This window comes from Methylobacterium oryzae (assembly GCF_021398735.1).
Lineage (GTDB): Bacteria > Pseudomonadota > Alphaproteobacteria > Rhizobiales > Beijerinckiaceae > Methylobacterium.
On the sequence record NZ_CP090349.1, the window covers coordinates 5000975 to 5017595 of the forward strand.

Annotated in this window: 16 protein-coding genes; 5 read left to right on the plus strand and 11 right to left on the minus strand. The window is 65.8% G+C overall.

The window, feature by feature from the left end; genetic code table 11:
- Positions 1–43: 43 nt before the first annotated feature.
- A complete protein-coding gene (locus LXM90_RS23970; protein WP_234081152.1) occupies positions 44–247 on the minus strand; it encodes a CsbD family protein in 204 nt (67 codons plus the stop codon).
- Between the two features lie 216 nt (positions 248–463).
- Positions 464–1924, minus strand: a complete 1461-nt coding sequence (locus LXM90_RS23975; protein WP_026605448.1) for a helix-turn-helix transcriptional regulator — start codon at positions 1922–1924, stop codon at positions 464–466.
- Positions 1925–2091: 167 nt separating this feature from the next.
- Between LXM90_RS23975 and LXM90_RS23980 the strand changes: the two genes are divergently transcribed.
- On the plus strand, positions 2092–2814 hold the full coding sequence (locus LXM90_RS23980) for a sigma-70 family RNA polymerase sigma factor (protein WP_234081154.1): 723 nt from the start codon (positions 2092–2094) through the stop codon (positions 2812–2814).
- Positions 2815–2903: 89 nt separating this feature from the next.
- Here LXM90_RS23980 and LXM90_RS23985 read toward each other — a convergent pair whose 3' ends face one another.
- A complete protein-coding gene (locus tag LXM90_RS23985; RefSeq protein ID WP_020096367.1) occupies positions 2904–3401 on the minus strand; it encodes a DUF6894 family protein in 498 nt (165 codons plus the stop codon).
- A gap of 796 nt (positions 3402–4197) precedes the next feature.
- Here LXM90_RS23985 and LXM90_RS23990 point away from each other — a divergent pair.
- Entirely contained in the window at positions 4198–4485 is a 288-nt protein-coding gene (locus LXM90_RS23990) for a hypothetical protein (protein ID WP_026605446.1), read from the plus strand.
- Positions 4486–4540: 55 nt separating this feature from the next.
- Here LXM90_RS23990 and LXM90_RS23995 read toward each other — a convergent pair whose 3' ends face one another.
- The 6 genes from LXM90_RS23995 to LXM90_RS24020 form a co-directional block, all read right to left on the minus strand.
- Positions 4541–4738 carry a hypothetical protein gene (locus tag LXM90_RS23995; protein WP_020096365.1) on the minus strand — a complete coding sequence of 66 codons (198 nt, stop codon included), beginning with the start codon at positions 4736–4738 and terminating at the stop codon, positions 4541–4543.
- Positions 4739–5575: 837 nt separating this feature from the next.
- On the minus strand, positions 5576–7138 hold the full coding sequence (locus tag LXM90_RS24000; RefSeq protein ID WP_042669342.1) for an ISL3 family transposase: 1563 nt from the start codon (positions 7136–7138) through the stop codon (positions 5576–5578).
- Between the two features lie 226 nt (positions 7139–7364).
- Complete coding sequence (locus tag LXM90_RS24005; RefSeq protein ID WP_020096604.1) at positions 7365–7919, minus strand: PAS domain-containing protein; 555 nt, start codon at positions 7917–7919, stop codon at positions 7365–7367.
- A gap of 346 nt (positions 7920–8265) precedes the next feature.
- The gene (locus LXM90_RS24010; protein ID WP_026605331.1) at positions 8266–9303 is read right to left on the minus strand and encodes a YihY/virulence factor BrkB family protein; all 1038 of its coding nucleotides are present in this window, start codon (positions 9301–9303) and stop codon (positions 8266–8268) included.
- A 498-nt stretch (positions 9304–9801) separates the two neighbouring features.
- Positions 9802–10521, minus strand: a complete 720-nt coding sequence (locus LXM90_RS24015; RefSeq protein ID WP_020095751.1) for an SDR family oxidoreductase — start codon at positions 10519–10521, stop codon at positions 9802–9804.
- Positions 10522–10577: 56 nt separating this feature from the next.
- Entirely contained in the window at positions 10578–11234 is a 657-nt protein-coding gene (locus tag LXM90_RS24020) for an SDR family NAD(P)-dependent oxidoreductase (protein ID WP_020095752.1), read from the minus strand.
- 33 nt (positions 11235–11267) lie between these two features.
- Between LXM90_RS24020 and LXM90_RS24025 the strand changes: the two genes are divergently transcribed.
- Positions 11268–12251, plus strand: coding sequence for a LysR family transcriptional regulator (locus tag LXM90_RS24025; protein ID WP_199778782.1), 984 nt, complete (start codon positions 11268–11270; stop codon positions 12249–12251).
- Between the two features lie 250 nt (positions 12252–12501).
- Here LXM90_RS24025 and LXM90_RS24030 read toward each other — a convergent pair whose 3' ends face one another.
- Both LXM90_RS24030 and LXM90_RS24035 read right to left on the minus strand, forming a co-directional pair.
- Positions 12502–13200, minus strand: a complete 699-nt coding sequence (locus LXM90_RS24030) for a DsbA family oxidoreductase (protein WP_419149838.1) — start codon at positions 13198–13200, stop codon at positions 12502–12504.
- Positions 13193–13816, minus strand: coding sequence for an FMN-dependent NADH-azoreductase (locus tag LXM90_RS24035; RefSeq protein WP_020095755.1), 624 nt, complete (start codon positions 13814–13816; stop codon positions 13193–13195). The genes LXM90_RS24030 and LXM90_RS24035 overlap by 8 nt, the downstream gene beginning before the upstream one ends.
- 86 nt (positions 13817–13902) lie before the next feature.
- Between LXM90_RS24035 and LXM90_RS24040 the strand changes: the two genes are divergently transcribed.
- Together LXM90_RS24040 and LXM90_RS24045 are read left to right on the plus strand one after the other, a co-directional pair.
- Positions 13903–14310 carry a winged helix-turn-helix transcriptional regulator gene (locus LXM90_RS24040; RefSeq protein WP_051123789.1) on the plus strand — a complete coding sequence of 136 codons (408 nt, stop codon included), beginning with the start codon at positions 13903–13905 and terminating at the stop codon, positions 14308–14310.
- A gap of 399 nt (positions 14311–14709) precedes the next feature.
- Entirely contained in the window at positions 14710–16539 is a 1830-nt protein-coding gene (locus tag LXM90_RS24045) for a putative bifunctional diguanylate cyclase/phosphodiesterase (protein ID WP_234081157.1), read from the plus strand.
- The last annotated feature ends 82 nt before the right edge of the window (positions 16540–16621 follow it).

Consider the following 16621-nt stretch of genomic DNA (forward strand, 5'->3'; position numbering starts at 1 on the left):
GGGCCTGAGGGCGGCGCCGAGGGGACGGCGCCGCGGGACGGGCTCAGTGCTTGCCGATGATCTTGTCGGCGACGAACTTGGCGCCGTCCTTGACGTCGCCGACGGTCTTCTGCGCCTCGCCCTTCAGCTCCTGCGCCTTGCCCTCGGCCACCAGCTTGTCGTTGCCCGTCGCCTTGCCGGCCGCCTGCTTGACGTTGCCCACCGCCTCGTTGGCCAGGCCCTCGATCTTGTCGGTCGTGCTGCTCATCGCGTGCGCTCCTTCACGGTCGTGGTGGCGGTCGTACTCGTCGGTCGAGAGGTCCGGTCGGGCGCGCGGCCCACCGGGATAGACGGCCCCCGCATGCACGCGGGGGCCGAGGGGATCACCGGGTGACCGGAGAACGGTCCGCCGACGGTGAGATGGCGGTCAGATGATGGCGACGTCTGGTGGATCAATAGTTCCAAATTACCAGTATAATGAAATTCAGCCACCGGGTCCCTGGAGTGGAAATCCGTTCTCCCGGCCCCAAACAACCGCTTCGGTCCGGCGATGGACTCCGAGCTTCCGGTACAGTGCGGCGCCGTGATTGCGCACCGTGTTGCGCGACAGCCCGAGCTTGCGCGCGATCGCGTCGTCGCTGAGCCCCGAGCAGATCAGGTTGAGGATCTGGCGCTCGCGCACGGTCAGGTTCGGCGCCGCCGCGTCGCCGCCCTCCCGGCCAGGCCGGCGCAGGTTCGCCAGCTTCTCGATCAGCCCGCGGCTGAACCACGACGTGTCGGCCATCACTGTCTCGATCGCGTCGAACAGCTCCCGCTCGGAGTGCTTGCGCTCGGTGATGTCCTGCAGCACCAGCAGAAGGAAATCGGCGTCGTTGATCGTGATCCGCTCGGCCGAGACCAGGCAGTCGAGGTTCGCGCCGCTCTCGTGGCGCAGGCAGACCTCAGTACCCAGTACGTAGCCCTCGCTCACCAGCCTCTTCTCGAAGGCCTCCCGCTGAGACGACGTCACCCACAGGCCGGCCTCCTCCAGCGAGCGGCCGACGACGCGGTCCTCGCCCAGGCCGAAGGCCCGGCTGAACGCCTCGTTCACGCCCGTGACCTGGCCGTCCTCGGCCCGCACCAGCACGGTCGGGATCGGCGTCAGCCTGAACGCCTTGGCGAAGCGCTCCTCGCTCTGGCGCAGGGCGGCCTCGGCCTTCCGGCGCAGCTCCAGGTCCGCGAAGGTGAACAGCATGCAGGGCTCATCGCCCATCTCGATCGGCTGCCCGGCGACGATCACGAAGCGACGCCCGCCGTCGGGCAGGTCGAGGCAGGCCTCCATCTGCGGGATCGTGCCGCCCGCATTGAGCCGCGCGACGGCGAGGTCGCGGTTGCGCGCGCCGGCCAGGACGTCGACCTCGTAGACGCTGCGGCCGATGACGGCGTCGCGGGTGTGGCCGGTCATCTCCAGGAAGCCGAGATTGACCCTGACGTGGCGCAGGTCGGACAGCCGCGTGATCACCGCCGGGGCCGGGTTGGCGTTGAAGGTGCGCTCGAACCGCTCCTCGGCCTCGAACTGGTCGGAGACGTCCTTCAGGATCAGCGCGAGGCAGCTCGGGTTGCCGTCGCGGTCGGTGGCGACCAAGCCTCTGAGGGAGTGAACGAACTCGACACCGGGCCGGTCTGTCCGCGTGACCTCGACCACCACGTCGTGGAAGGTCTCGCCAGCGATCACGCGCTCGATCGGGTAGTTCTCCGGCTCGTGATTGTTGCGGTAGCGGAGGCAGAAGCGGTCGCGATAGGCGTCGACGGTTGGGCCGAGCTCGTCGAGGCTCTCGGCACCGTGCATCGCCAGGGCGGCCGCGTTGGCGTAGGCGATGGTCTGGTCGGGCTCGACCAGGATCACGCCCTCGCTCAGGCCGGCGATGATCTGCCGGAGCTCATGCCTGTCGACACCCGCCGTCACGATCCGTCCGGTCCCCGCCGCCTCGACGCCGCGCCCCTCGCAGCGGGGCACAAACGGGTTGCGCGCAAGCAGGTTCCGCCCGATCCGCAATTTTCACTGGTATACCTGCATCATTGACATCGTCGAGATCAACCAGAGATAAGTTCGCAGCCCTCCCGCGAGATGTCGTGCCCGTCGCGACGCTGTCTCCACCCCATCGAGCCCAGAGCTTCACCGTGAAGCCCGCTGTCGAAGAGCGCGATCCGGCCGGCGCGTCCGATCCCGTCATCTCGTATATCCAGGCGCAACTCGGTCATCGGCTGCGCCAGTACTATTCAGAAGTTGCACCGATCGAGATGAGCTCACGGCTGGCCGGCGTGCTGGGCCGCCTGTCCGCGGCCCTGGATGCCGCCGAGTCCGAACGGCAGGTTCCCGGTGCGTTCAAGGACGATCTGATCGCCCTGGTGCCGCGCCTGCGCCGCTACGCCCTGTCGCTGACGTTCGACGGTGTCGAGGCCGACGATCTCGTGCAGTTCACGCTGCTCAAGGCGTGGGAGCACCGGCAGCGCTTCCAGCCCGGCACGAGCCTGGTGGCCTGGCTGTTCACGATCTTGCGCAACGGCTTCATCAACGGACGACGCAAGCGACGCTTCGAGGTCCCCGATCCCGACGGCGCGCACGCCGTCACCCTCTTCGAACCGGCCGCCCAGGAGCACAGCATGGGCCTGAAGGAGGTCCGGGCCGCGATCGATCGGCTCGACCCGGCCTATCGCGAGGCGCTGATCCTCGTGGCCGTCGACGGTCTTGCCTACGAGGCCGCGGCCTCCGTAATCGGGTGCCCGCCGGGCACGGTGAAGAGCCGGGTCAGCCGCGCCCGCGACCGCCTGCTTCACGAGCTGGGCGAGCGCTGACACACGCGCGACTCCGGTGGCCGGCGCAGGATGCTGGGCCATCGTCGCGAGCCAGCAATCGCGGGGACGCGAACGCCGCACCCGATCGATCAGGCGGAGCGGCGGTCGGGCCGTGTCTGCGCGGGCGTCCGCTCGATGGGCAGGCGCGCGACCGAAGCCCCTCTGGCATCGCGCACCACCAGCACCCAGTCCTCCGCGTAGCCCTCGTCGGCGAGCTCCTGGACCATGTCCCGGATCACGCTCCGGGCGTCGTCGAGCGCCTGGTCGATGCTCGTGGCCTCGATGCCGATCTCGTCCTTGATGATCTCGCGACCGTGCTCGATGTCGAAGTAGAGGCGGCGCGGAACGAGCCGAAAGTCGCTGCGGTCGCCGCTCGTGAGCCTGTCGATGTCGAAGATCTTCGCCGGATCCTGCGAAGTCCGGGACCTCGCGACCTTCAGGAGCGCGAGTCCGCCACCCACCAGTACGGCGGCTGCACTGGCGACACAGGACGCGAGTATTATCGTGTAGAAGCCGAACGTTTGCCAGCCAAAGGCAAGCACAGGCAATCCGCCGCACAGGGCGGCTAAGATGACAACCAGCGGCATCCCCCCGGCCCTCGATCGCGCGTTGGCTCTCCGATGTGGGGTATACGGCAAAACTCCGGTCCGCAAGAACGTCCTGACAATCGGTGCGCGTTCGACGGGACGGGCTGAAATTAACGCTACTCGCGCGACCGACGGATCGAGTATCCCGCGTGAAGAGCGAACACAGGGCGCCGAAATCCGTCTCGCGCGGTCGCTGGTCGATGGTTCATCCAGCGATCGGAACGCGGTCGAGCGCTCGGATCGCGAGATCTGGCGCACGCGGAGAGGCACAATCTCGTGAGCCTGCACGTGTCGACTGACGGGACCTCGCGCGCCACGCACCGCGCAGTCTGATCGAAAGCCTATCGGAACTCACCGGCGCCTCTGTCCACGCCTTGCCATCACCGTGGGCGGCAAAATCATCGTATGTCGCCAGGACGGCCCTGAACTTGGCGACGAGCGGGCTGTCGACCGGGTCCGCCAGCTGGCCGAGACTCGCGACGCTGCCGCTAGGAAGGGTCGCCGCCGCATTCGCCTCGGATCGCGCGTCGCTCGAATTGCGCCACTGTCTGCCATTCTCGGCAGGACGAGGCCGCTCCGGTTCGTGCGTGGGAGGAGCCGTTCGCGCATCCAGGGCCCATGCGTGAGCTGCATTCAGCGCGAGGCACAGAGCGATGAGGTGACCGCGGCGCATAGTCCAGATCCCGTTTCCCGCGTGTTTCCCGCGCGACGCCACGCGCCGCGTGGCGGGGCCCGCCTGTGCCAGGGCGGAGCCGTCCGTGATACGATGGCATACGACTGCGCGATGAGGACAGGGATGCGCGTGCGCGGCGTCGACAACCGAGAGCTTAGGCAATGGTTCTACGACAGCCGACCAATGGTCTTCGGCTTCTGCTTGACGGCGTTCGTCGCGATCTTCTGGCAGGTCAGCCGGTTCGAGGGCTTTCAGCCGATCTTCTCCTGCGCCCGCACGACGGACGTGGACCGTCAATTGCTGCGCCTGGGAATGGATGCCTGCATGGGCAACGCGCGCACCCAGTCGGATCGCGAGGGATGCATGCGGACCGTCCATCTGCTCGCTTGCATGAAGGAGCGCTGGCGCTGATCGACCGCGGCCGCGGCGCGAGAACCCGCAGCGGGGTTGCAGCGGACGCGATCACCTACAGCAGGCCGCTCGACGCGCCCCCGTTCAGCGAGCGGCTGGCGCGCGCGACCAGCTTCGCGAAGGCCAGAGCCGCCGCCGAGGCCTGCGTCCGGGAGGGAAACGACCGGTCGGATTCGGCCACCGTCATCTCGGTCTCGTCGAGGAGCACCCAGGTCCAGAGATGCTGTCCGGTGGCTTGGATCCTGAAATGCATCGCGAACTCGCAGGCTGAGGCATCGTGCGATCATGCCCGGCGGAAAGTCGCGCCGTGTTAATGGGTTGCGCCGCGCAACATCCTATGTCGGTGGGATCGCGTTCCATCCCCGATATCCCCGCCGATCACAGGCTGCGACGCTCGGCAGCGATCGATCGGAGATTCGCACGACGCGCTGAGCCGGCAATCCGATCGGCGCGAAGGCATCTTTTGATGAGGACAGCGACGCCGGATGTTGGTCGTAAGGCACCGTTGTCGCCGACCGCATCCACGGGGCCCCGAGCGCCCCGGGCGAGCAGCCTTCGGGCATGCGTTCGGCCGGAGATGCTTCCGCCTCGCTGATGGATCAGATCGCCCCCGCTCGTACCGGCCGCACCCGCAGGAGGCCTCATCCGGCCCTTGTCGTGGCGTCTGTCGCCCTCGCCATCGGCCTCTGGTTCGTCATCTACGCGGTGGCCGGACGCGCCATCTGGTTCTGGTGAGGCGGGACACCCGGCCCCGTCCCGCCGGAGCTTCCTAGCCCTCAAGAGGTCGCGACTGGGCCGGCGCAAACCATCGCCAGTAAAGAAGCTCAGCGGCTGGACGACGCGCGTGCCTCGAGGGCGCGGAGCGCCCACGGAACGAGCCGGGCTTTCCGCGCAATCAGGTTTCTTGGAGAAAGTTCGCAGATTCTGGTGACTGCCAGCGTGCTGGCGCTCCCAAGGGGACCGCGCCGAGGCTGATGCATCAATGCTTTAGGCCGAAGTGGGACCCGATAACCGCCCACGGGATCATTGGGCTTTTTGCCCCTGAGGTGTGTTTAAGCGTGGAATAAGGGCTCTGACGCACTTTCGCTGATCATCCGGAGGTCAATCCGATCAGGCGAGCTTGCAACAGGTCGATCTTGCCGCGGCCATACATCTGGCGCTTTACCAGCTTGAGTTTGGTGATCTGCCCCTCTGTCTGGCCGTTCGACCATCGCAACGTGATCGCTGTCCGAACCGCAGCTCGGTCCTGACCGACTCCGCGGGCGAACGAGGCGACGAGGCCTGTGCCAGCACGCGTGAGCCACCCTTCGAGCCTGTCCGGCGCCATCGCCCGAACCATCGTCTGGAAAGCGCCCACCACCTCGCGCGCCTCAACCAGCGCCGGCACGCCGTCCTCGACGGCAGCCACGGTCAGCGTCTCCGCCTTGGTCAAGCGGTCGCGACCTGTCGTCAGCCATCGCGCCAGAGTTCGTGCCGACGGCACACGCTGTAGCCGTTCGATCTGGGCCTGCTCCGCGCGTCGACGCCGCGTTGCCCATTCCCCGACCACGCGCAGCGATCCTCGGAAGCCTTGTCCCTTCGCCCTGCGCCAAAGCTCGGTCGCGTTGCGGCTGCCAGCATCCCACTGGGCATCGAGCCAGGGCAAATGGGCATCGAGCGAACTCTGGCGGACGCGGAAGACGTCGGTACGCTCCCCACGCAGGACCGCACGCACCACCTTACGGCTGTGGCCAAGACGTTGGCAGATCCGGCGGATCGGAACGCCTGCCTCGGCGAGCGCGCGGATGGCCGCGTCCGCCTCCTTCCGCCGCAGGTAACCCTCGTACTGGATGCGCTCGGCCGCAGTGAGCAGCGCCGGATCGATTGTGGCTGCGCCGACGACCTCGCGAACCTGTCGCATCGACCTGCGCACGGCATCGAGGAAGCCACGGCTGGCGTTCTCCATGAGGTGCCACCGGTCGGCGACCTGGATGGCCTGCGGCAGAGCACGGGCAATGGCCTCGCCATATCCACCCCCGCGGTCGCGGGCGACGATCTGGATCGAGCCGTTCATCTTCAGCCAAGTCTGTGCGGTAGCCCGCTCGCGGTCGGGCAGGAGCGCTACGATGCGGCGGCGTTCGAGATCGCAGACGAGGGTGCCGTAGCGGTGATTGCGCCGCCAGGCGAAGTCGTCGATGCCGATGACGCTGAGTGGATCGGAGTGTGTCGCCGCCCGACGGCGGATCACGCGCAGGAGCGTATCTCGACTGACGGGCAGCATGAGACGCTGGGCAAGCCCCGCACCGGGCCGACCACCGAGTGCGAGCCCGAGGTGATGGACGATCTGCTCCAGCCGTGAGGTGCGCCGAGCGAAGGCAGGCAGGACGTCGTTGGAGAAGCGCTCGGCGAAGATCTTCCGCCCACAGGCCGCTGCGTCACACCAGAAGCGTCTCACCATGACTTGGAGTTCGACGCGCCGACCACCGAGCGGCAGGTCGGCGGCACGGCGCTGGTAGCGGCTTTGGATGCGACGTGACGAGGTCCGGCAGTCTGGGCACGTCGCCGTCGCAGATCCGGACCTCACGACCAGACCAATCCGATCGGTGCCGACATCGAGGTGATCGACGACGAATCCGGCAGGTACGAGGCTCGACGGTCTGAAGCGAGGGCGCATGCTGCAGCTCCATCGTGGATATCCTCAACCTCAACGCCGCCGGCATCAGCGAAAGTGAGTCAGAGCCCCGATTGGAAGCCGATCCGGGGTCCCGTTCCAATGCCGTTTGACAGGTCAGGGCACGCTTCCCATCCCGAGCCGAAATTGCCGGAGGGCTTACGAATAGCTGCTCTCAGAAACAGCCAAGGGCCGACTTTATGGCATCCTTGGGCGTACAGCAGCCCATTCAATGGAATTGGTCGGTCGGTTCAGACGAGCTCATGCTCCGCGCCAGCAGAATGCCCGCCACCACGAGTGCCTGTCTCAGCACAGGGAGCATTTCCTTGGCGCTGTCCTGCTCAATGAGCCCGTGCGCGATCAGCAGGTAGTCAGCTACGGCTTCCAGGGCTGAGCCGGGTGGCGTCGTCGGGCTCGTAGGCGGAGGGACAAAGCGCGCGAGGGTGCCGTAGGCACTCAGCGGCTCCGAGCCGCTGGAAATGATCTCGGTTAGTGAGCCTAGGTAGCCCAGGAAGGTGTGCCCCGGTGGACCATAGGATGGCACGGCGCCGATCATCACCCAGGCGTAGCTGCCATCGGCCCGACGTAGGCGAGTGCGGAGGCTGTATTCGCTCTGCTGATCACGGACGCTGCGCAGGAAAGTGACGGCAGTCTCGTAGTCGTCAGGATGCATGCAGATGAGCCATCCGTGTCCCACGGCTTCAGCAGCTGCCTGGCCGATGAATGCGGCCCACTCGGGGCTGACGTAGGTCACGCGGCCGTCCGCCTGTGTGACGAAGATCATTTCGATATATCCGAGAGCCGAATGGTGAGTTGTCGGACCGTAACCTGTATAAAAAATCAGCTTCGTCCAGAAGTTGACAGGCGCTTTCTGAGACACTTTCTCCGCGAGTGGCCTCGGCACCATCATGAACGGGGTTGCGATCCCGCAGGCAGGCGGCGTTTCGGAAAACCGCTTAGGCGTACGGCGTACCCCTCGGACAGTTCTTAGCGGGTGTGCCCTCGGCAGTATCGATGGCAAGGGAGGACGAGTGCGAATGACCGCTTCCGGGACGCACCGACGGCGGTCCAAGCGGCTGGTATGGGTCGGAAGACGCCTTTCGAATGCCCAAGCTGGTGAGTTCAAACCCTTAGGGTGGCCCGACCGTGTCGGCGGCAAATGCCTTTCGAGATCCCAACGGCCTCGGTTGGCCAATGGTGCTATCCCGCGCCGTCTGTCGTTCCATCTCGGAGTTCAGTTCAGCACCAAGAAGGACGATGACTATCGAGATCCAGATCCAGGACATAAAGCCAATGCCAGCTCCGAGAGAGCCATAAATACGGTTATAGCTATCGAAGGTTACGACATACCAAGAGAATGCGGCCGAGGCGCCTACCCATCCAATCGCGGCAACGGCACTACCCCAACTGACCCATCTCCACTTTGCCTCACGGCGGCTTGGGCCGTATCGATAAACAAGCGAAAGGCCGAGGCTAACGAGGAAGATCAGAGCTGGCCAACGCATGATCCGGATCACTGTGTCCGTTCGTGCACCAAAGCCGATCTCGTTCAGCAGAATGGGAACGCCCACCACGATGCCGATAGCGGCCACTGTGACGATGGCTCCGGTCGTCGTGAACAGGAAGGTGGTCGCGTAGACACGCACTAAGGCTCGCTTCTCGCGCTCCCGATAGATGACGTTCAGTGCGTCGAAGAGGGCGACAACCCCTGAGTTGGCGCTCCAAAAGGCGATGAGGAAGCTGAGCAGTGAGGCCGTGCTGAGGGTCCCTGTGCCCTGTTGGGCAACGTGCTGAAGCTGAGCCGAAATCAGATCGAGAACGCCGTCGGGTAGGACCCCTATGAGCACGCTCAAGTGCTGGCCAATGACAGCAGGATCTGCGAACAAGCTGTAGAGTGATACGATCGTCGCGATGCCTGGGAACGTGGATAGAAGGGCGAAGAAGGCAACGCCACCAGCCGTTGACAGAACACGGTCGCGAGGGACCGCCCAGAAGACCCTCTTGAGAATGTCCCGCCATCCAGCGGGAGGTATTTCAGATGGCTGAGCCGCAGAGCGGCCATGGCCAAGCTCACGAGCCCGCTCTTTCGCTATCCTGATTGTTTCCTCATCGGGAAGGCGCGTGCTGACCGAACGCCAATCGTCACCGTCTGCCTCTTCTCGATTCATGAGATGGCTCACAGTGCGAAAGCGGGCTCTATGTCGAGCTTAGCCACCTTCCCCTCAATGGGCCAATAGGCCCATAGCTCGAGGTTCCCGTGTGCCTATGGCTGATGGATCTTACCTGGGAGCGCGGACCGCTCAAGAACGCTTGAGGCGGAAGGCTTCTCTACCAACGGGCGTGATGACGTCGTTCAAGCAGCAACACCGTGACTGAACGGCATGCCCATCTTGGCACCTAGCTGATTGGATGGACGGCGTTTCATATTCGAGACAAGCCCGCTCCCGACCCTCTGCCGACCGCGCAGATGTCCGCATCCCGGCCGCATGACCGACGGCGAGTTCTGACTGCAGCGGGTGGTTTCCTGCGCGTCGGCTCTGGGCGCTTGCCGCCCCATAAACGGACTAGTCGTCAGCGAAACCAAGCTATGCTGCCACCGGTCGCTTGGCGTCCGCCCGTCGACCCTGTCTTTGACGTTTGGGTGGCGTCGAGGACTGGGGATTCGATCACGCGATGGTGCCGCCGCCATCGACGCGTACGTTCGACCCCGTCGCGAACGGAGTGGTTGCGAGGAACATCACCGCGTTGGCGATGTCCTCGGACTGGCCCACACGCCGCGCAGGCAGCCTCTCGGCCGCGCCGGCATACATGGCCGCCCGGTCCTTCTCCGGCATGCGCGACCAGAGCGGCGTCTCGATCAGGCCGGGCGAGACGGTGTTGACCCGGGTGGGCGCGAGTTCGAGCGCCAGCCCGCGGGCGAGGCTCTCCAGCGCCGCGTTGATCGCGCCCTGGAGCGGAGCGGCGGCCTGGGGCCGCTCGCTCATGAAGCCCGAGATGAAGGTCAGCGTGCCACCCTCCCTGATCCGCATGAACCGGGCGATCCGGTAGGCTCCCCAGAACTTGCTCTCCACGGCCGCCTTCGCGGCATCGAGGTCTAACTGCCGGACGGGGCCCCGCGCCGTCTCGGCCGCCGAGACCGCGATGTGGTCCCAGGGCGCCTGATCGGCGAAGAAGCGCTCGATACCCTCGGCCTCGCCGGTGTCCAGCACGGCGGCGCTGGCGCCGGTCCCGAGCGTGCCGATGGCGGCGTTCAGCTTTTCCCTGGAGCGGGAGGCGATCGTGACCTCGGCGCCGGCCGCGAGGGCCACTGCCGCGATGGCCAGGCCGATCCCGGAACTCCCGCCGACGATTAGGAAGCGTTGGCCTTTCAGCGTCTGCGTCGTCATCGACGTACCCCCGTTCCGTGGATCGGCTTGCGTGTCGTCGGTCACCCTGAAATGGCTCAGCCCTTCGGGGTGTACATGGCCTCGACTTCCCAGGCGCCCTTCGGCTGGCTGTGGAGCTGCCAGAAGTGCTCGGCGACCGCGTTGGCGTCTTCGGCGGTGGTGACGAAGCCCGCGACCGTCACGGTGGCGACGTGTACGCCCTTCTCCTTGAACGGCTCGAAGATGCCCAGCGCCAGGGCGCGGATGCCGGCCTTGCCGATGCTGAGCGAGAGGTACTCGGGATGCGGCTGCAGCCCGAAGCCGCCGCCCGTGAACAGGACGGAGCCCGATCCGCGCTGGAGCATCTTCGGCGCCGCGGCCTGGGCGGCGACGGCGGCACCGCCGATGTTGACGGCGAGGTCGGTGTTGAAGCTGTCGCGCGGCTGGTCGGCCAGCGTCTGGTTGCGCATCGAGGCGGCGTTGAAGTGCAGCACGTCGATGCCGCCGAAGTCGCGCTCGACGCCCTCGACGAGCTTCGCGACGCTGGCGGGGTCAGCGGCATCCACGGTGCGGACGTCAACCTTGTGGCCCTTGGCCTTGAGCTGCTCGGCGAGGTCCCTCACCTTGCCCTCGTCGCGGGCGCTCAGGACGACCTGGAAGCCCTCGCGGGCGAAGCGCTCCGCGGTCGCGAGACCCATGCCTGGGCCGGAACCGATGCTGAGGAAGGTGCTCATCGTTTGTGTCTCCTCGACGTTTCGATGCACCCGATGTACGCCTTGCACCTGGTCGGATTAATCCGGCGTCCTCGCATTTCACTCGTGCAGGTCATGCAGGAATTGCCGAATCAAATCAGCTTGGACGAGTTGGCTGCCTTCGTAGCGGTCGCTGAGGCGGGCAGCTTCGCCATGGCCGCGGAGGCGCTCGGCCGGGACGCCTCAGTGTTGTCGCGGCGCGTTAGCCAAGTCGAGCAACGCCTCGGGGTCCGCCTGCTGTCGCGCACCACGCGGCGCGTGGCGCTCACGGAGGTCGGCGCGACCTACTGTAGGCGCGTCCAGGCGCTGCTTGAGGAGCTGGCGAGCGCGAGCCGGGAGGCCAGCGACCATGCTGCCAGCCCGCAGGGACTCGTACGGGTCTCCCTGCCGCTGACCTTCGGACGCCAGTGGGTCTCGCCACTGCTGCCCGGCTTCCTCGCACGTCACCCCCTGATCCGACTGGACCTGCGGTTCACCGACCGCTTCGTCGACCTCGTCGCCGAAGGCATCGACGTCTCAATCCGGGTCGCGGCGGGCAAGCCGCGCGACAGCAGCCTGACCACTCGCAAGATCGCGACCTACCGGAACCTGCTGGTGGCCTCGCCGGGCTACCTGGCCGAGCGGGGCAACCCGGCTACGCCCGCCGACCTCGCCGGCCATGCCTGCCTGGGCTTCACCGGCTACGCCGCCTGGCCCGACTGGCCGCTGACGAAGGGCGGCCGGCGACAGACGGTGCGCCCCGACTGCACGCTCGTCGCGGACCACTCGGAGGTCTTGCTGGCCGCGGCGGTCGAGGGCGCCGGCATCACCTTCACGGCCGACTGGCTGGCTGGACCGGCCCTGCGCGATGGCAGTCTGGTCGCGGTGCTGCCGGGTTGGGGCGGACGCGAGGACGGCGGCGTCTACGCTGTGATGCCTCCGGGCCGCTTGGTGCCTGCGAAGACGCGCCTGTTCGTCGATGAAGTCGCCTCAGCCATCAAGGCGGGGTGGGTGCGCTGAGTTGCCCTCGCTGTGCATCCTGCACGTCCGCTTCGGAGAAGAGCCCAGAGCCCGTTCTGCGTCTGGGTTGGGTCGGGTGCGGAACAGCCGCTTGGGGTAGGCTTCCGCCGGTCCGCTTCCGAGCAGCAACGGACAGAAGCGGACCTTGTATCTTCTGCCGCTTCCGACCGTCGACCGGCGCAGATCTTGCTCATTCAGTCGAACGACGCTCGATCCATTTGCTCACGGGCTATCAGCGTGCTTACGATCCCTAATGGTTGGTCGTAGCCCCACCCGTGGCCTGTTGGATGGCCAAGGCTATCTCCTCCTCACTGCGTCCCCCGCTAACGGCGAAGCGGCCTCCGAAGACAAAGTGAGGGACCGACCTGACCCCGGCGGCTGCCGACCGGGCCGCCTCCTGCTCGACGCGTCGGTGCTGCGCGGGATCGAACGCCAGCGCGCGGGCTTCCTGACGCTCGAACCCGTAGGCCACGGCGATATCGGCGAGGATATCGGCGTCCGAGATGTTCTTGGCTTCGAGGAAATGGGCACCGGTAATCGCGACTGCGAGCCGGTGCTGCGTACCGCGTTCCCGCGCCGCGAGGATCAGCCCGTGCGCCGCCTGCGTCCTGTAGGTCCAGGCTTGGCGGCTCAGGTCTAGGTCGAGGCCGGACGCCCGCGCCTCCGCCTCGGGCCGGGCGGACGACACCTTCGGGTCGGTCACGCCATAGCGCGAGCGGAGAAGGTCGGGAATGTGCAGGCCCTCCGCGGGCGCATCGGGAAGCAGGAGGACCGGATGCTGACGGATGTCTACGTCGAGCTCGGGGAAACGCTCCGCCAGGACCTTGTCGAGACGATGGTGTCCGATGATGCACCAGGGACAAGTGACCTCGGTGTAAAGGTCGATTGGCAGCGTCATGGCATCACCCTGATCGGGCGGACGGGACTGGGGACCACTCAGATCACGCATGCAGCGTTTCCAGGACCGAGCGGACCCGGCCTGTGGTGACGTCGATGGCGGCCCGAGCCGCCTCCGGCCCGAAGACGGTGCCTTCCACCCGGACGAGTTCGACGTCGGTCAGTCCGATAAAGCCCAGCAGGTGGTGCAGATATCCGGTCTGGAAATCGAAAGGGGCCCATTCGCCTTCGGAGAAGACGCCGCCTGCGGCGGCAACGAGATAGACCTTCTTGCCGGTCAGGAAGCCTCGCGGCCTGCCGCCTTCGCCGTAACCGAAGGTCACGCCCGGCCAAGTGATGTGATCGAACCAGGCCTTGAGCTGCGACGGCGGGCCGAAATTGATCATGCCAGAGCCCAGGACGATCGAGTCGGCGGCCTTCACCTCATCGACAAGCTCCTGGGCAAGGCGGACCGCCTCGGCCTGCTCGGGCGTGCGCTCCTCGGGGGGCGCGACGCGGCCTTGGATGTAGGCCTGTCCGATATGCGGCAGCGGGGCGGCCGCGAGATCGCGGATCGAGAGGGTGCCGCCTGTGCGAACCATCAAGCCTTCGGCGATCTCGGTCGCGAAGCGGGTGGAGAGGCTATCGGCGCCACGGGGGCTCGACGTGACAAGGAGTATGGAGGCCATCGTTGCTCCGACACGACCAGGACGGTAATTTATTGTTACCGACCCTATTAAAGTGCCTGCTCCGACCCTCGCAAGAAGGCATTCCTATGACACTTAGTGACATCGATTTTCCTACCCCCGGCGAAGGTGACGATTGCCGGGTGGTGCGCGAAATCCTCGATCTCGTCGCCGACAAATGGAGCCTGTATGTCATCGCCACGCTCAAGGATGGACCAGTTCGGTTCAATGAGCTGCGGCGTCGGATCGACGGGATCTCGCAACGGATGCTGACGATCACCTTGCGCGGACTGGAACGCGACGGCTTGGTCAAACGGACACTATTCGCGACTATTCCGCCGCGCGTCGATTATGAGTTGACGGATATGGGGCGGACCCTGTTCGCTCCAGTTATGGCTCTCGTAACTTGGGCGAACACCAACCAGGGCAGCATCCAACGCGCCCGGGTCCGATATGATGAAGGCCAGGGCGCGCGTGCGGGACAGCCCGCACAGTAGCCTGACGCTGACGACGGCTTCGTCTTTGTTCTTGGGCGAGCCACGCCATCAAGCTGCGCCCTACACCACCAAGAAGTGGCCGCTTTTGGGTTGCGCGGACGGCGACTTGAATGTCTGTGTTGGGTCGATTGCGGATCGATCACTTCCGGCTCAAGGGCCGAGGTCCCTTCGCCATCCTCCGCGGCCACTTACGCAAGGGCACCTCTTCAATATAAAACAATCCTTGTATTTTTCATGATTTCGAGCAGGCGTGATTGCGAAAATAATATTGCAAGATCTTATCTGCGTTCGAATACCGGCCGGATTTGCCTCGTGATATAATTGCGCGATCTTATCTGTTAATTTGGAAAAGGTGCGATTTTGCTGTAGGAAAGGCAATCCATAGCTAAGGGAGCCCCTGTGTCCCATCCCGATCTGAGGCTTGTCGAGGCTGTTGATAGTCCGGGAGATGAGGCGCTCCTACGACATGCAAACACGTCGATTTCTGTTCGGGACAACGCCGTAGCTTCGCATGCAGAGCTCGGCAATAATGCCGGCATCGCCTTCCCAGGCATGGTCGCGACTGAACAGAGTCTTCTGTTCGAAGCCGCTTTGCAGAACATGATCCAGGGCCTGTGCATGTTCGATGCGCAGGGCCGCCTCGTCGTGTCGAACAGGCGCTATCGCGACATCTTCGGCATCCCGCAGGACATGATCCTCACGGGCATGACCCAGCGCGATATCTGTGCCTCTTTGGTTGCGCGGGGCCTCTACTCGCCGGGACTCAGTCTCGAGGAGATCGAGCGCAGCACTCAGGACGCGCTGCAATCGATCGAGCCCGCGCCGATCACGCGCGAACTCACCAACGGACGCACGTTGGCGATCAACTATCGCGTCATGAACGGCGGCGGCTGGGTCTCGACCTTCGAGGATATCACCGAGCAGCGGCGGAGCGCGGAGCGCATCGCCTACTTGGCCCACCACGACGCCCTGACCGACCTTGCCAACATCCGGTCGATGCGCCAGGGCTACCGCGACCTGGTCGAGGCGCGGGACGACGAACAGCCGCTGCTGGCGATGTTCTACATCGACCTCGACCGCTTCAAATTCGTCAACGACACCTACGGGCACGCGGCCGGCGACGAGCTCCTGCAGGAGGTCGCCGCGCGGCTGCGGAGGAACACGCGGCGGGGCGACGTCGTGGCCCGCCTCGGCGGCGACGAGTTCGCGCTCGTGCAGCGCGTGAGTGTCGATGCCGCTGCGACATCGACCGCCCAGCGCCTCGTCAACGTCCTGTCGGAGCCGTTCGATCTCGCGTGCGGCCGCGTCCATACCGGCGCCAGCATCGGCCTCGCGATCCGCGCGGTCCAGGACCTGGACATGGACCCGCTGCTGCATGATGCCGACCTCGCCCTGCGCCATTCGAAGACCGAGGGGCGCGGCATCGTCAGCGTCTTCGAAGCCAGCATGTCGGAGGCCTTCGAGGCGCGTCGGCAGATCGAAGCCGACCTCCAGGCCGCGCTGACGGCGGAGCAGTTCGAGTTGCACTACCAGACCCTCGTCGATGCCCGAGACGGACACGTCGCCTGCGTCGAGGCGCTGGTGCGCTGGTGCCATCCGACACGCGGCCTGCTCCCACCGCTGTCCTTCATTCCCCTGGCGGAGGAATCCGGCCTCATCCTGCCCCTCGGCCGCTGGATCCTGAAGCGGGCCTGCCTGGATGCCTTGGCGTGGCCCGAGACCGTCGATGTCGCCGTCAACGTCTCCAGCGTCCAGATGCGTCAGAAGGGTTTCGGCGCGGAGGTGCTTGCGTTGTTGGCGGAGACCGGCCTGGCCCCCGCGCGGTTGGAGATCGAGATCACCGAGACCGCGCTGCTGGAGGAGAGCGAGGCGACCCGGGACAATCTCGCCGCGCTCAACGGCGCCGGCATCCGGATCGCCATGGACGATTTCGGCACCGGCTACTCGTCTCTGAGCTACCTGCGCCGGTTCCCGATCGACAAGATCAAGATCGACCGCTCGTTCATGAGCGAGGCCGAGACAAGCCCCGACGCGCGCGCCATCATCCGGGCCGTGGCCGGCCTGGGCGTCAGCCTGGGCATCACCACGGTGGTCGAGGGCATCGAGACGGCGCAGCAGCTGGAACTCGCCCGGGCCGAGGGCGTCGGGCAGGTCCAGGGCTACCTCCTGAGCCGGCCGCAGCCGCACGCGGCGCTGTCGAGAACAGGTCTTCCGAAGCACGTCTGGTGAGCCGTGCGGTCATCATCGAGACCGCAAAGGCCTAAATGGGCGGGAACGGCGCGGCCCCCGCTGAGAAGGTCAATACCGAAGC

Bases quoted from the DNA above. Each gene is read 5' to 3' on its own strand.
- LXM90_RS24020 (WP_020095752.1), bottom strand. From the start codon at position 11,234: ATGAGCACCTTCCTCAGCATCGGTTCCGGCCCAGGCATGGGTCTCGCG.
- LXM90_RS24035 (WP_020095755.1), bottom strand. From the start codon at position 13,816: ATGGCCTCCATACTCCTTGTCACGTCGAGCCCCCGTGGCGCCGATAGC.
- LXM90_RS24015 (WP_020095751.1), bottom strand. From the start codon at position 10,521: ATGACGACGCAGACGCTGAAAGGCCAACGCTTCCTAATCGTCGGCGGG.
- LXM90_RS24005 (WP_020096604.1), bottom strand. From the start codon at position 7,919: ATGATCTTCGTCACACAGGCGGACGGCCGCGTGACCTACGTCAGCCCC.
- LXM90_RS23995 (WP_020096365.1), bottom strand. From the start codon at position 4,738: ATGCATTTCAGGATCCAAGCCACCGGACAGCATCTCTGGACCTGGGTG.
- LXM90_RS24000 (WP_042669342.1), bottom strand. From the start codon at position 7,138: ATGCGCCCTCGCTTCAGACCGTCGAGCCTCGTACCTGCCGGATTCGTC.
- LXM90_RS24025 (WP_199778782.1), top strand. From the start codon at position 11,268: ATGTACGCCTTGCACCTGGTCGGATTAATCCGGCGTCCTCGCATTTCA.
- LXM90_RS23985 (WP_020096367.1), bottom strand. From the start codon at position 3,401: ATGCCGCTGGTTGTCATCTTAGCCGCCCTGTGCGGCGGATTGCCTGTG.
- LXM90_RS24010 (WP_026605331.1), bottom strand. From the start codon at position 9,303: ATGAATCGAGAAGAGGCAGACGGTGACGATTGGCGTTCGGTCAGCACG.
- LXM90_RS24030 (WP_419149838.1), bottom strand. From the start codon at position 13,200: ATGCGTGATCTGAGTGGTCCCCAGTCCCGTCCGCCCGATCAGGGTGAT.
- LXM90_RS24040 (WP_051123789.1), top strand. From the start codon at position 13,903: ATGACACTTAGTGACATCGATTTTCCTACCCCCGGCGAAGGTGACGAT.
- LXM90_RS23990 (WP_026605446.1), top strand. From the start codon at position 4,198: ATGCGCGTGCGCGGCGTCGACAACCGAGAGCTTAGGCAATGGTTCTAC.
- LXM90_RS23970 (WP_234081152.1), bottom strand. From the start codon at position 247: ATGAGCAGCACGACCGACAAGATCGAGGGCCTGGCCAACGAGGCGGTG.